Annotated in this window: 10 protein-coding genes; 5 read left to right on the top strand and 5 right to left on the bottom strand. The window is 32.8% G+C overall.

Going from position 1 to position 13,087, the window contains the following annotated elements:
• The first annotated feature begins 82 nt into the window (after window positions 1-82).
• Complete coding sequence (locus HYN86_RS15020) at window positions 83-1,348, top strand: NAD(P)/FAD-dependent oxidoreductase (protein WP_113678774.1); 1,266 nt, start codon at window positions 83-85, stop codon at window positions 1,346-1,348.
• A gap of 137 nt (window positions 1,349-1,485) precedes the next feature.
• On the opposite strand, the gene HYN86_RS15015 is transcribed toward HYN86_RS15020, so the two are convergent.
• The gene (locus tag HYN86_RS15015) at window positions 1,486-2,715 is read right to left on the bottom strand and encodes a multidrug effflux MFS transporter (protein WP_113678773.1); all 1,230 of its coding nucleotides are present in this window, start codon (window positions 2,713-2,715) and stop codon (window positions 1,486-1,488) included.
• A 144-nt stretch (window positions 2,716-2,859) separates the two neighbouring features.
• Between HYN86_RS15015 and HYN86_RS15010 the strand changes: the two genes are divergently transcribed.
• The 4 genes from HYN86_RS15010 (at window position 2,860) to HYN86_RS14995 (ending at window position 6,620) form a co-directional block, all read left to right on the top strand.
• The gene (locus HYN86_RS15010) at window positions 2,860-3,276 is read left to right on the top strand and encodes a hypothetical protein (protein ID WP_113678772.1); all 417 of its coding nucleotides are present in this window, start codon (window positions 2,860-2,862) and stop codon (window positions 3,274-3,276) included.
• A gap of 87 nt (window positions 3,277-3,363) precedes the next feature.
• The gene (locus HYN86_RS15005) at window positions 3,364-3,747 is read left to right on the top strand and encodes a hypothetical protein (protein WP_113679962.1); all 384 of its coding nucleotides are present in this window, start codon (window positions 3,364-3,366) and stop codon (window positions 3,745-3,747) included.
• 360 nt (window positions 3,748-4,107) lie between these two features.
• Window positions 4,108-6,021, top strand: coding sequence for a DUF294 nucleotidyltransferase-like domain-containing protein (locus HYN86_RS15000; RefSeq protein WP_113678771.1), 1,914 nt, complete (start codon window positions 4,108-4,110; stop codon window positions 6,019-6,021).
• A 2-nt stretch (window positions 6,022-6,023) separates the two neighbouring features.
• Complete coding sequence (locus tag HYN86_RS14995; protein ID WP_113678770.1) at window positions 6,024-6,620, top strand: 3'-5' exonuclease; 597 nt, start codon at window positions 6,024-6,026, stop codon at window positions 6,618-6,620.
• 206 nt (window positions 6,621-6,826) lie between these two features.
• On the opposite strand, the gene acs is transcribed toward HYN86_RS14995, so the two are convergent.
• The 4 genes from acs to ilvB all read right to left on the bottom strand — a co-directional run bounded on the left by acs (window position 6,827) and on the right by ilvB (window position 13,050).
• Window positions 6,827-8,737: an acetate--CoA ligase gene (acs, locus tag HYN86_RS14990; protein WP_113678769.1), complete on the bottom strand. Its 1,911-nt coding sequence runs from the start codon at window positions 8,735-8,737 to the stop codon at window positions 6,827-6,829.
• Window positions 8,738-9,230: 493 nt separating this feature from the next.
• The gene (gene ilvC / locus HYN86_RS14985; RefSeq protein ID WP_113678768.1) at window positions 9,231-10,700 is read right to left on the bottom strand and encodes a ketol-acid reductoisomerase; all 1,470 of its coding nucleotides are present in this window, start codon (window positions 10,698-10,700) and stop codon (window positions 9,231-9,233) included.
• Window positions 10,701-10,747: 47 nt separating this feature from the next.
• Entirely contained in the window at window positions 10,748-11,269 is a 522-nt protein-coding gene (ilvN, locus tag HYN86_RS14980) for an acetolactate synthase small subunit (protein WP_057117994.1), read from the bottom strand.
• Window positions 11,270-11,361: 92 nt separating this feature from the next.
• On the bottom strand, window positions 11,362-13,050 hold the full coding sequence (gene ilvB / locus HYN86_RS14975) for a biosynthetic-type acetolactate synthase large subunit (protein WP_113678767.1): 1,689 nt from the start codon (window positions 13,048-13,050) through the stop codon (window positions 11,362-11,364).
• Window positions 13,051-13,087: the final 37 nt, after the last annotated feature.

Genomic DNA, 13,087 nt, shown 5'->3' with positions numbered 1-13,087 from the left:
AATTATGACTTTTGTCATTGTATATTAAAGTTGTACATTTATAAGGAATTATTTTATAATCCTACTTAAATTAACAACATATATGAAAATAGTCATTATTGGAGGTGGATTTGCAGGAATCAATCTGGCAAAAGAACTTGTAGACCATCCTCAAATACAAGTAACACTTGTAGACAAGAATAATTATAACTTTTTCCCACCACTTATATATCAAGTTGCTACGGCTTTTTTGGAGCCTTCAAGTATTAGTTATCCTTTTAGAAAATTTTTTGCAGGTAAAAAAAACCTGCAGTTCCGTTTAGGTGAATTATTATCTGTTGTTCCGGCCGAAAAGAAAATTGTACTGAACAATGGAGAATTATCATATGATCATTTGGTTTTTGCAACTGGAGCCGAAACAAGTTACTTTGGCATGGAAAACGTAATGAAAAATGCCATTCCGATGAAGACATTAAATGACGCCATCGAAATGCGTAATACATTACTAAAAAATCTGGAAAAAGCTGCTATTTGTAAAGATATGCGTAAAAGACGTAAATTATTGACAATTGTAGTTGCTGGAGGAGGACCAACAGGAGTAGAGGTTTCTGGAATGTTTGCAGAAATGCGAAAAAATATTCTATTAAAAGAATATCCAGAATTAGATACATCCGCAAGTAATGTCTATTTAGTTGATGGAGGTGATGCTTTGCTGTCTCCAATGAGTAAAGAATCTCAAAAAGACACCTTAGAAGCGTTGACTAAATTAGGTGTTGTAGTAAAACTAAACACAAAAGTCGTTGATTATGTAGATGATACAGTGTTTTTTGAAGGCGGAGAAACGATTAAAACCAAGAACTTAATCTGGGCGGCTGGAGTTTCTGCTAAAATTTTCGACGGGATTCCGAAAGAAAGTTATGGCCGAGGAAGACGTATGGCAACTGATCAATACAATAAAGTAAACGGTTTAGTAAACATTTATGCTATTGGGGATACGGCAATTACGGCCGGAGATAAAAATTTCCCTGACGGACACCCGCAAGTTGCACAAGTTGCTATTCAACAAGGACTTAACCTTGCTAAAAACTTTAAAGCGCTGGCTAACAATAAACCATTGACACCTTTTATGTATAAAGACAAAGGATCTATGGCTATTATTGGAAAAAATAAAGCTGTAGTAGATTTACCAAGTCCAAAATGGCATTTTAAAGGATTCTTTGCTTGGGTTATCTGGTTATTTATCCACTTGATTTCTTTAATAACATATAGAAACAGATTAAATACATTCTGGAACTGGATGGTGGCTTATTTTGCAAAAGATCAATCACTTAGAATGATTATTCGACCAGAAAAAAGACAACAAAGTTAGAGTTTATAAATTCCAAAAATTTAAATTCCAAATTCCAACTTATAAAAAAAGCAGAATCTAAAATATAGATTCTGCTTTTTTTTGATTCCTATTTTTTTTTTGGAATTTGGAATTTTAAAAATTGGAATTTTAAAAGTTTAATGAGCAATCATGACATCATCACTCTCAGAAAGTTCTACTTTATTTTTTATAAATCTTTTACCTATATTTAAAATAACAAAAGCAGTTATCGTTGTAGTTGTCATAATCGCCACCATTGGAGCTACAGAATCTTTTACAAAAACACCAATTGCAAATGAAGCTAATGCACCTATTCCCAACTGAATAGCTCCCATTAAAGCAGATGCACTTCCTGTATTTTTCGCAAAAGGAGCAAGCGTTAATCCTGCAGTGTTTGGATTAGAAATTCCTAAGCACGCCAAAAATAAAAATAACATTCCGATCGTTTCATATAACCCTAAAAGATCATTTAGAGCCAAAATCAAGAATACAATACTGATTACTGATTGCGAAATTAAAGCTCCAAAAATCATTTGTTCACTCGAAAATCTCTTTAACAACATAGAATTCAACTGACTAGAACCAATAAAACTCACAGACATTAAAGCAAAAATCCAGCCGTAAGTTTTGGCATCAACCTTATATATATCCATAAATACAATAGGAGACGCGGCTACATACGAAAATAATCCAGAGAAAGCTATTGCTCCAGTAAAAGCATATGTATAAAATTGAGGTTCTTTTAAAACGGCCAAGAAATTAGTTATGATCGGTTTTGGTTTTAATGAAATTGAAGTATCTGGTTTATAAGTATTTGGAAGTCCAATTTGAGACGCTGCTAAAATTACAATTCCCATACACATTAATATAAAAAATACAGCGTGCCAGCCCAAATCTTCTGTAACATAACCGCCAATTGTAGGCGCAAGCATTGGCGAAAGTCCTACCACAAGCATTAGAAGTGAAAATACTTTAGGAATATCTTTTACAGGAAACAAATCACGAACCATTGCAACAGAAGCTACCGTTGCAGCGCAGCTTCCAACTGCCTGCACAAAACGAAGTAAAATAAAAGAATCAATATCAGCAACATAAATACAGCCTAAAGAAGCCAGTATATAAACAAGTAAACCGATAAGGAGCGGTTTTTTTCGTCCAAAACGATCCAATAAAGGTCCGTAAAGTAATTGTCCGGCAGATATTCCGATGAAATAACTGGATAAACTCATCGAAACTTTAGCCACGGTTGTATTTAAATCTTTTGCAATTCCAGAGAAACCAGGCAGATACATATCAATAGAAAAGGGACCTAAGGCTGTTAATGAGCCTAAGATAAGGATCAGCTTAATATATTTTTTTGTTGTCATTTTCTTAAAAAAAGGCTTTTAATTTCGTGCAAAGGTAAAGATTTCATACCTTGTAGTATAACTTCAAGGAGTTTATAACAATAAATTAAAGTTATTGCCAAAATATTTTGGCGTAACTATTTATTAATCTTTAATTTAAAAAATATGAAAAAGTACATTTTACTATTAACCATTTTATTTACATCTCTTTCTTTTGCTCAAACTATTACATCAAAACAAGAAGAAGCCAGTCCAGCTCAATATGAACTCTTGAAAAAAGTGAATCAGTATTATCCTGATATTACCTTAAGTAAATCTGTAACAAATTTTTATGCAGATGGAAATGTTATTGATACACAGCAGGATTTTGATTTGAGAGGAACAAAATTTTCAAGCTACAAACTAGGAATTGAACCTGGGAATAAAAAAGTAGTTTTTGATTATGTTTCAACTGAAGCCGGTCATGTATACGGCGACGTTACAATTTTTAACGGAAATGCTTTGCGAACAACTTTCAATGAAAAAACAAATCAAATTGAAGTTTCACTAAATGGAAAATCAGTTTATTTGAAAAAATTATAATTTTAAAATAACTTATAAAAAGCATCATAATTTATGATGCTTTTTTTGTTTTATATTTGGCTCAAATTTTCAATAAAACAATCTACAATGAAAAAATTTCTTTTTCTGGCAATTTTAATTTCTCTAAAGTCATATTCACAGCACAATAGATTTTCTGGAACCTGGAGTAATGAAAATTGTAAAAACTGCAAAAAAGAATATATTTTCACAATTACAATTGCACAGTCGAATTATGCAATTTATGGAACTGCAGAAGTTACAAGCGAACATAAAGAATTAAATTCTGGAATCTTAGAAGTTTCCGGACATGTGTATCCGCTTGGCGACAGAGCTGTAATCAAACTTAAAGATAAAGACGGAATTTCTTCGAGCGCAGTTCTAATAACAAATGAAGGAGTTTTACAATTCACAAAACGTGGCGGCGGAGATTTGGTTCCTAAAGAAATTATTTTGAATAAATTATATGAATAGCTCTTCTCTCAGAGCCATTTCAATTTGAACTATAATTTATATTATGTAAAATAGAATATTCGAGAAACCCCCTTATAATACAATTTTAATCTTTTTATTTTAGCGATGCCTTCTTTCTGGTATTCTCCTCTTTGTCAATATTCAATTGGTTTATTTTTAGTTCCTTGTAAAAATTTAAATCTCACTTTAAAAATTCAAAAAGATTAAAATTTAAGATTTAAAAAACATTTTTAAGCCTTTATATCAGTAATGTTTAACATTTCCTTAATATTGATTATATTCTGATCAAGATGCTTTCATTGTAAGACTTTATTTTATTATTTTTACATTCGATACTTTAAAAATAAATTATCAAACATTATGAATACAGTCGCTGAGCATATTGCAGATTTTTTAAAAGAATACAAACCATTTGATAATTTAACTTTTCAGGAATTATCAGATATTGCCACGAATATTCGTGTCATCAATTTAGAAAAACATGCGGTATTGTTTCAAAATAATGATCCGCTTCATGATAGTTTTTATGTTGTAGCTTCTGGCGTAATTAACCTTACGACTATTGCAGATGCTGAAGAAACGATCATAAACAAATGTCATGAAGGTGATATTTTTGGTTTACGTCCGTTTTTTGCCAAAAATAATTATATGATGACCGCTAAAGCACGTGAAGAAAGTATTATTTATGCTATTCCAATTGCTGTGTTTAGACCTTTTGTTGCCAATAATTCAGATGTTTTAAACTTTTTGCTAGAGAGTTTTGCTGTAAATTCAAGACATACAAAAGACAGCGTCAGCTCAAATGGCAAATTGATTTCTGATACTGATTTCTTAGATCAGCAGACTGAAATGCAATATATTCAGTCACTTAACTATAATAATTCGCCATTAACAACGCAATCCAATCATATTATTAAAGATGTTGCGATTTTAATGACCGATTCGATGGTCGATAATATTATAATCTGCGAAAAAAATCACCCTATTGGTATTGTTACCAATGCCGATTTATCTTCGAAGATTGCAACAGGGCGTTATCCTATTACTGAAACTATTGACAAAATTATGTCATCGCCGGTTGTTACGGTTTTAGAAAATGTTTCATTGGCAGAGGCGCAATTGTTAATGCTGAAACATAATGTGACACACCTATGCGTTACAAAAGACGGAACAAGCAAATCTGTCGTAAAAGGAATTATTTCTGAACACGATCTTATTGTGGCTCAAGCTAGTAACCCTGGTGTTTTAATCAAAGAGATTAAACGTTCACAACTTCCAAAAGATTTAAAACAAATTCGTGATCGTTTATCAGATTTGATTCAAAATTCAATTCAAAAAAATATTCCAATCTCGCATGTAAGTAATATTGCGAGCGAAATTAATCTGGCAATCATTAAACGCGCTGTTGAGCTTTCTATTTTAGATTTAGGCTCCCCTCCTGCACGTTTTGCTTGGTTAAGTATTGGAAGTCAAGGCCGTAAGGAACAACTATTACTTACAGACCAAGACAGTATTTTAATTTTTGAAGATGTTACACCTGAAAAATACAGAGAAGTAAAAGATTATTTCTTGAGATTAGCTAAAAGAACAACTTCTATACTTGAAAAAGTAGGTTACGAATATTGCCCTAATGGACACATGGGAAGCAATATGCTTTGGTGTAAGTCATTGAGCGACTGGACAAAACAATACAACAGCTGGATGAATACTCCAGGTGAAAACAGTAATGACTTGAGTAGTATTTTCTTTGATTACGAAATTGTTTTTGGTGAACCAAAAATTGAAGAAGCCATCGAAAATGTTATTTTCAAAAATGCGGTCAACAATACTCTGTTTTTTGACTTTTTAGGAAATGATGCTTTAAAAAGAAATTCTCCTCTAAGCTTCTTCAAAAAATTCATCATTGAAGAAGAAGGTCCGCACAAAGGAAAATTTGACATAAAAACTCGTGCTCTAATGCCATTAATTGATGGTGCACGTTTGCTGATATTAAATGCCAACATAAAAGGAATCCAAAATACTTACCTAAGATTCAAGCAATTAGCAATCACAGATTCTAAAAATGCCGAAATTTATTTAAGCTGTGCAGATGCTTTCTTAACACTTTCGAAGTTTAGAACTGTTGAAGGATTAAAAAATGACGACTCTGGCCAATATATTAATTTGAGAGAAATGTCAAAAACTGACAAGGAGAAATTAAAAAATGCTTTAACCCCAATGAAAGACCTTGAGGAACTGATTAAGAGTAAATTTCAATTGACACAATTCTCATAAATATGCTAGACTGGCTGAAAAATATTAATAAAGATTATCCAGAATTCTGGAAAGATTATTTAACTAAATTCGAAACTAAACCTAATAAATTTGTTGTTTTATCAACAGAAACATCAGGGTTAAATCCGGATAAGGATGTAATATTGTCTCTTGGTGCATTCTCAGTTATTGATAATAGTATTGTTATTAAAGAAAGTTTTGAAACTGTTTTGCTTCAATACAAATATCTTCAGGATAATGGTCTTTCAAATGAATTTATCATTGAAAGCAAAATGATGAAAATGCCTGAACCAGATGCACTTGAAGCTCTGGTGAATTTTATCGGGAATTCAGTTTTGGTTGGACACCATATTAATTTTGATGTTGAAATGCTTAATGCTGCTTTGGAGCGTCTTGATTGCGGCCGATTAAAAAATGAGGCTCTTGATGTTGACGTGATGTACAGAAAACTTACTGATATAAATGACAAACAGTTTTCGCTTGATGATTTATGCGAAATTTATAAAATTCCAAAAAGTGATCGAAATTCTTCTTCTGAAGATGCTTACAGAATCGGTCTATTATTTTTGAAGTTGAAATCTCGTTTAGGAATTAAATAAAAGTGAAATTCTTTTTTAAAATTTCTATAAAAGAAAATTATCGATTGTCACAGTGAGCGAAGTCGAAGTCAGTTTGCAGAATCACTTTGTGGGACTTCGACTTCGCTCAGTCTGACAAATTGTTAAGCCGTTTTTCTTTTAGATTAAACATAAAAAAATGCCTCTTAAATTTATAAGAGGCATTTTTTATTGTTCTATAGTTTTACTTAAGAAATTCTTTCTTTCATAATTTGTTCTACAACTTCTGGATTTAATAAAGTTGAAGTATCTCCAAAATTAGAAAAATCTCCTTCAGCTATTTTACGTAAAATTCTACGCATAATTTTTCCAGAGCGTGTTTTTGGTAATCCAGAAACAAACTGAATTTTGTCTAATTTGGCAATTGGCCCAATGTGGTCTGCAATATATTGATTGATCTCTTTAGACAAATTCTCTTTATTACGAACTTCTCCCGTTTCTTTTAAAATAACATAACCATACAAAGCATTTCCTTTGATGTCATGAGGAACTCCAACAATAGCAGACTCTGCAACTGCAGGATGTTCGTTGATTGCATCCTCAATTGGCGCTGTACCTAAATTATGACCAGAAACAATTACGACATCATCTACTCTACCGGTAATTCTGTAATATCCAACTTCGTCTCTTAATGCTCCGTCTCCTGTAAAATATTTTCCAGGGAAAGAAGAGAAATAAGTTTCTTTGTAACGTTCGTGATTGTTCCAGATTGTTCTGGCAATTCCCGGCCAAGGAAATTTAATACATAAACTTCCTACAACTTGGTTTCCTTCAATTTCATTACGTTTTTCATCCATTAAAACCGGCTGAATTCCTGGTAATGGCAAAGTAGCATAAGTTGGTTTAGTTGGTGTAACAAAAGCGATTGGAGAAATCATGATTCCACCAGTTTCTGTCTGCCACCATGTATCTACAACCGGACATCTCTTATCTCCAACGTGGTCATTAAACCAGTGCCAAGCTTCTTCGTTAATTGGCTCTCCAACAGAACCAATAACTTTAAGAGATTTTAAAGGATATTTTTGAATATAATCTAAGCTTTCTTTTGCAAGCGAACGAATAGCTGTTGGTGCTGTATAAAATTGTGTAATTTTATGTTTTTCGATAATTTCCCAAAAACGGCTGAAATCTGGATACGAAGGTACACCTTCAAAAATAACTGTTGTTCCGCCATTCAACAAAGGTCCGTATAGAATATAAGAATGTCCTGTAATCCATCCGATATCTGCAGTACACCAGAAAATATCATTTTCTTCGTGGCTGAAAACATTTTTAAAAGTATACGCTGTATAAACCATGTAACCTGCAGTAGTATGAACCATACCTTTTGGTTTACCAGTTGATCCTGAAGTATATAAAATAAATAAAGGATCTTCGGCATCCATAATTTCGGCAACGCTATTGTCTAAAGCTGCTTCTAATAAGGGCTCTAACCAAATATCACGGCCTTCTTTCATTTTTACATCAGTTTTAGTTCTTTTTGCTACTAAAACTCTTTCTACAGATGGGCATGTTTCTAAAGCTTCATCAACAATTCCTTTTAAGTCAATTGTTTTGTTGCCTCTGTAACCACCATCAGATGTAATAACCATTTTAGATTCACAGTCATTAATTCTTGCTGAAACTGCAGAAGCAGAAAATCCAGCAAAAACAACAGAATGTATAGCTCCAATTCTAGCACAAGCTAATACAGAAACGGCTAATTCTGGAATCATTGGTAAATAAATGCAAACTCTATCTCCTTTGCGAACACCTTGTTCACGCAGAACGTTTGCCATTTTTGAAACTGTCTCGTATAATTCGTTATACGTTATATGTAATGCATCTTCAGAAGGATCGTTCGGTTCAAAAATAATCGCCGTCTTCTCTCCTCTTTTGCTTAAATGTCTATCAATGCAATTCTTTGTAATGTTAACTTTAGCATCTGTAAACCATTTTACTTCAGCTTCAGCCATATTAAAATCAACTACTTTTTCCCATTGTTGGTACCATGTGAAATTCTCCTCAGCTATTTTTCCCCAAAATTTTCTTGGCTCCCTTATTGACTTATTGTAATGTTTGAAATATTGTTCTAAATTTTCAATTTTGTAATAGCTCATCGTTTGTTGAATTTTTTTATAAATGTATTAAATCTGAATGTATTCTAGAAACAATTTAATTCATAAATTTTATCAAAAAAAAACATTTCTTTAATAAAATATGATAATTATTTGCATATGGTTTAAAATTTTACTTTTTAAACCTATTTAGAAAGGGCAAAAAAGGCATAATATAGATATTATGCCTTTTTTAATTTAACAAATTTCAATAACAATTAATTTTTTAAAACTGCTTTACAATACTTTTCTCTATTTTGAAAATAGCAGCATCTTTATTAATTAAAACAGAAATTTCAACAAGTATATTTTATCAAAATATACCCCATTATAAGGGATCAGCCTCACTTAACTTAATCTCGTTAAAGTTAAGTGAATGCAATATGCATCTATATCTATTTTCTTAATAAGTGCTTACTAATTCAAAATATTACAAATCATTGATACAGTGCAAATCCCGCAAAATCCAATTTTGCGGGAATTCCCAATTTTTTAATTATCCAATTTTTTTCATTGCTGTCATAGACTCTCTCAACCATGCTCCTACTTCTTCGATCGGGTGCTGGCGGATTTCTTTATTTACAGCGATTAGTACTGCGTTGTCTACTGCATTTGAAGTTGAAAATGGCTTACCTATAATATTAGTTTCCACTTTTTTCATGAATTCAGTCAATAAAGGCTTACATGCATGATCAAATAAATAACAACCGTATTCTGCAGTATCAGAAATTACACGGTTCATTTCGAATAATTTCTTTCTTGCGATAGTGTTTGCAATTAATGGTAATTCGTGTAATGACTCATAATAAGCAGATTCTTCGATGATTCCTGCTTCAGTCATAGTTTCAAAAGCTAATTCAACACCAGCTTTTACCATTGCAATCATTAATACTCCATTATCAAAATATTCCTGCTCAGCAATTGGAGCTTCTTGCGGCGCTGTTTTTTCGAAGTTAGTTTCTCCCGTTGCTGCTCTCCATTTTAATAAGTTCACATCATCATTAGCCCAGTCAGCCATCATAGTTCTTGAGAATTCTCCAGAAATAATATCGTCTTGGTGCTTTTGGAATAATGGACGCATAATGTCTTTTAATTCTTCAGCCAATTCATATGCTTCAATTTTTGCAGGATTTGACAAACGATCCATCATATTTGTAATACCACCGTGCTTCAAAGCTTCGGTGATAGTTTCCCATCCGTATTGAATTAATTTAGAAGCATATGCAGCATCGATTCCTTTTTCAACCATTTTATCAAAACATAAAATAGATCCAGTTTGCAATAAACCGCAAAGAATTGTCTGCTCACCCATTAAATCTGATTTTACTTCAGCAACGAATGATGATCTTAAAACTCCAGCTCTGTGTCCTCCAGTTGCTACAGCGTAAGCTTTTGCCTGATCTAAACCAAGACCGTTTGGATCGTTTTCTGGGTGAACTGCGATAAGTGTTGGAACACCAAAACCTCTTTTGTATTCTTCACGAACTTCAGAACCAGGACATTTTGGAGCACACATAATTACAGTGATATCTTCACGAATCTGCATTCCTTCTTCTACAATATTGAATCCGTGAGAATAAGCCAATGTAGAGTCTTTTTTCATTAATGGCATAATAGCATTTACCACCGCTGTATGTTGTTTGTCTGGTGTAAGGTTACAAACTAAATCTGCAGTTGGAATCAATTCTTCATAAGTTCCTACAGTGAAACCGTTTTCAGTTGCATTTTTATAAGAAGCTCTTTTTTCAGCTATTGCATCTGCACGTAATGCATAAGAAATATCTAAGCCAGAATCTCTCATATTTAATCCTTGATTCAAACCTTGTGCTCCACAGCCTACAATTACAACTTTTTTCCCTGCTAATGCTGCAATCCCGTCTGCAAACTCAGACTGCTCCATAAATTCACAAACTCCTAATTGTTCTAATTGTAATCTCAGTGGTAATGTATTGAAATAATTTGCCATTTTTGTTTTAATGTTTAATGATAATGTTATAGTAACTAAATTGTTTTTTATTTATAAGATTCTAATAATGAAGAGATTTCCATTTTTTCTTTAGAAACCGAAATTCTTCCTGAACGTACAAACTGCATAATTCCGTACGGTTTGAATTTTTCGTACAATTCTTCAATTTCTGAACGTCTTCCTGATTTTGAAATCACAAAGAAATCTCTTGAAACTGTAACAATCGTAGACTGGCTGTCTTTGATTATATTTTGAATTTGTTTTTCATCAAACAATAAATTTGAAGCGATTTTGAACAGTGCATTCTCAAGATAAATTGTCTCTTCATCTGTGTGATAGAATGCTTTTATAACTTCAATTTGTTTTTCGATTTGTCCAACAATATTCTGAACCCATTTTTCTGTAGTGTTTACTACAATGATAAATCTCGAAACATTCTCTATTTCTGATTCAGAAACATTTAGACTTAATATATTAATGTGACGCTTTAAGAATATTCCAGATATTCTATTTAATAAACCCACGTTATTTTCTGAGTATACCGATATGGTAAATGTTTTATCTTCCATTTGTTTTTTAGTTTATTTTGTTTCAGGTTTCAGGTTTCAACCCCGATAGCTATCGGGAGTGAAACTTGAAACTTAAAACTTGAAACCTTTTCTTAACTTAATCTAATTTCTGAAACACAAGCTCCTGTTGGAATCATAGGAAAAACGTTATTTTCTTTTTCCACCATAACTTCCAAGAAGTAAGAATCTTTTGAGGCCAGCATCTCAGCGACCGCTGCATCTAAATCTTCTCTTTGCGTAACTTTTTTAGATTTGATATAATATCCTTCGGCAATTGCAATGAAATTTGGATTAATCATTTTTGTTGAAGCATATCTGTTATCAAAGAACAATTCCTGCCATTGACGTACCATTCCTAAGAATTCATTGTTTAAAATCACAATTTTCACAGGAACTTTGGTTTGAAAAATTGTTCCAAGCTCTTGAATTGTCATCTGGAAGCCTCCATCACCAATAATCGCAACTACTTCACGTTCTGGTTTTCCCATTTTTGCCCCAATCGCAGCAGGCAGAGCAAATCCCATAGTTCCTAAACCTCCTGAAGTAATATTACTTTTAGTCGAATTAAATTTGGCATAACGGCAAGCAAACATCTGGTGCTGACCAACATCTGAAACGATAATTGCATCTCCATTTGAATGTTTATTGATCATTTCAATAGTTTCTCCCATTGAAATTCCTTTGCCATTCGTTGGATTTAATTCTTCTTTAATTACAGATTCAAATTCAATATTTCTTAATTCTCTAAATTGGTTGAACCACAAGTCGTGAGATTTTGCATCAATTAAAGGAAGTAAAGCTGCTAAAGATTCTTTTACATCTCCTAAAACTGCAACTTCTGTTTTTACATTTTTATCAACCTCTGCTGGATCAATTTCAAAGTGAATTACTTTTGCTTGTTTAGCGTACGTTTTTAAATTTCCAGTAACACGGTCATCAAAACGCATTCCTAATGCAATTAAAACGTCACATTCGTTTGTAAGCAAATTTGGTGCGTAATTCCCGTGCATTCCCAGCATTCCCACATTCAAAGGATGATCTGTTGGCAATGCCGATAATCCTAAAATTGTCCAAGCTGCAGGAATTCCAGATTTTTCTACAAAAGCTTTAAATTCAGCTTCGGCTTGACCTAAAATAATTCCCTGACCAAAAACAATAAGTGGTTTTTGCGCACTATTAATTAAAGCTGCAGCTTCGGCAACTTTATCTAATTTTAATTTCGGAACGGGAACATAACTTCTTATTCCAGTACATTTTTCATAACTAAAATCAAACTCATCAAATTGAGCATTTTTAGTAATATCAATTAATACAGGTCCTGGACGTCCAGAACGAGCAATATAAAATGCTTTTGCAATAATTTCTGGAATTTGAGAAGCTTCAGTTACCTGAAAATTCCATTTTGTAACCGGAGTTGAAATTCCGATAATATCTGTTTCCTGAAAAGCATCGGATCCTAATAAATGTCTTCCAACTTGTCCTGTAATACAAACTAACGGAGTTGAATCGATTTGAGCATCTGCAATTCCTGTTACAAGGTTTGTTGCACCTGGTCCTGATGTTGCGATTGCCACTCCTACTTTTCCTGTAGCTCTTGCATACCCTTGAGCCGCATGTGTTGCGCCTTGTTCGTGGCGTACTAATACATGGTGTAACTGATCTTGAAATTTATATAATTCATCATAAACCGGCATGATTGCTCCTCCCGGATAACCATAAACCAAGTCTACACCTTCTGCTAATAAACATCTTATAACGGCTTCTGCCCCTGATATTTTCATAGTATATTTTGTTTTCAAAAATCAATTTCAATTTCAA

The organism is Flavobacterium fluviale, assembly GCF_003312915.1.
GTDB classification, from domain to species: Bacteria; Bacteroidota; Bacteroidia; order Flavobacteriales; family Flavobacteriaceae; genus Flavobacterium; species Flavobacterium fluviale.
Note: the sequence above shows the minus strand (reverse complement) of the source record. Positions and strands in the feature narration are given on the sequence as shown.

What these genes read in the sequence shown, in the direction of transcription:
- HYN86_RS15020 (WP_113678774.1), top strand. Translation starts at nt 83, where the DNA reads ATGAAAATAGTCATTATTGGAGGTGGATTTGCAGGAATCAATCTGGCA.
- HYN86_RS15015 (WP_113678773.1), bottom strand. Translation starts at nt 2,715, where the DNA reads ATGACAACAAAAAAATATATTAAGCTGATCCTTATCTTAGGCTCATTA.
- HYN86_RS15010 (WP_113678772.1), top strand. Translation starts at nt 2,860, where the DNA reads ATGAAAAAGTACATTTTACTATTAACCATTTTATTTACATCTCTTTCT.
- HYN86_RS15005 (WP_113679962.1), top strand. Translation starts at nt 3,364, where the DNA reads ATGAAAAAATTTCTTTTTCTGGCAATTTTAATTTCTCTAAAGTCATAT.
- HYN86_RS15000 (WP_113678771.1), top strand. Translation starts at nt 4,108, where the DNA reads ATGAATACAGTCGCTGAGCATATTGCAGATTTTTTAAAAGAATACAAA.
- HYN86_RS14995 (WP_113678770.1), top strand. Translation starts at nt 6,024, where the DNA reads ATGCTAGACTGGCTGAAAAATATTAATAAAGATTATCCAGAATTCTGG.
- acs (WP_113678769.1), bottom strand. Translation starts at nt 8,737, where the DNA reads ATGAGCTATTACAAAATTGAAAATTTAGAACAATATTTCAAACATTAC.
- ilvC (WP_113678768.1), bottom strand. Translation starts at nt 10,700, where the DNA reads ATGGCAAATTATTTCAATACATTACCACTGAGATTACAATTAGAACAA.
- ilvN (WP_057117994.1), bottom strand. Translation starts at nt 11,269, where the DNA reads ATGGAAGATAAAACATTTACCATATCGGTATACTCAGAAAATAACGTG.
- ilvB (WP_113678767.1), bottom strand. Translation starts at nt 13,050, where the DNA reads ATGAAAATATCAGGGGCAGAAGCCGTTATAAGATGTTTATTAGCAGAA.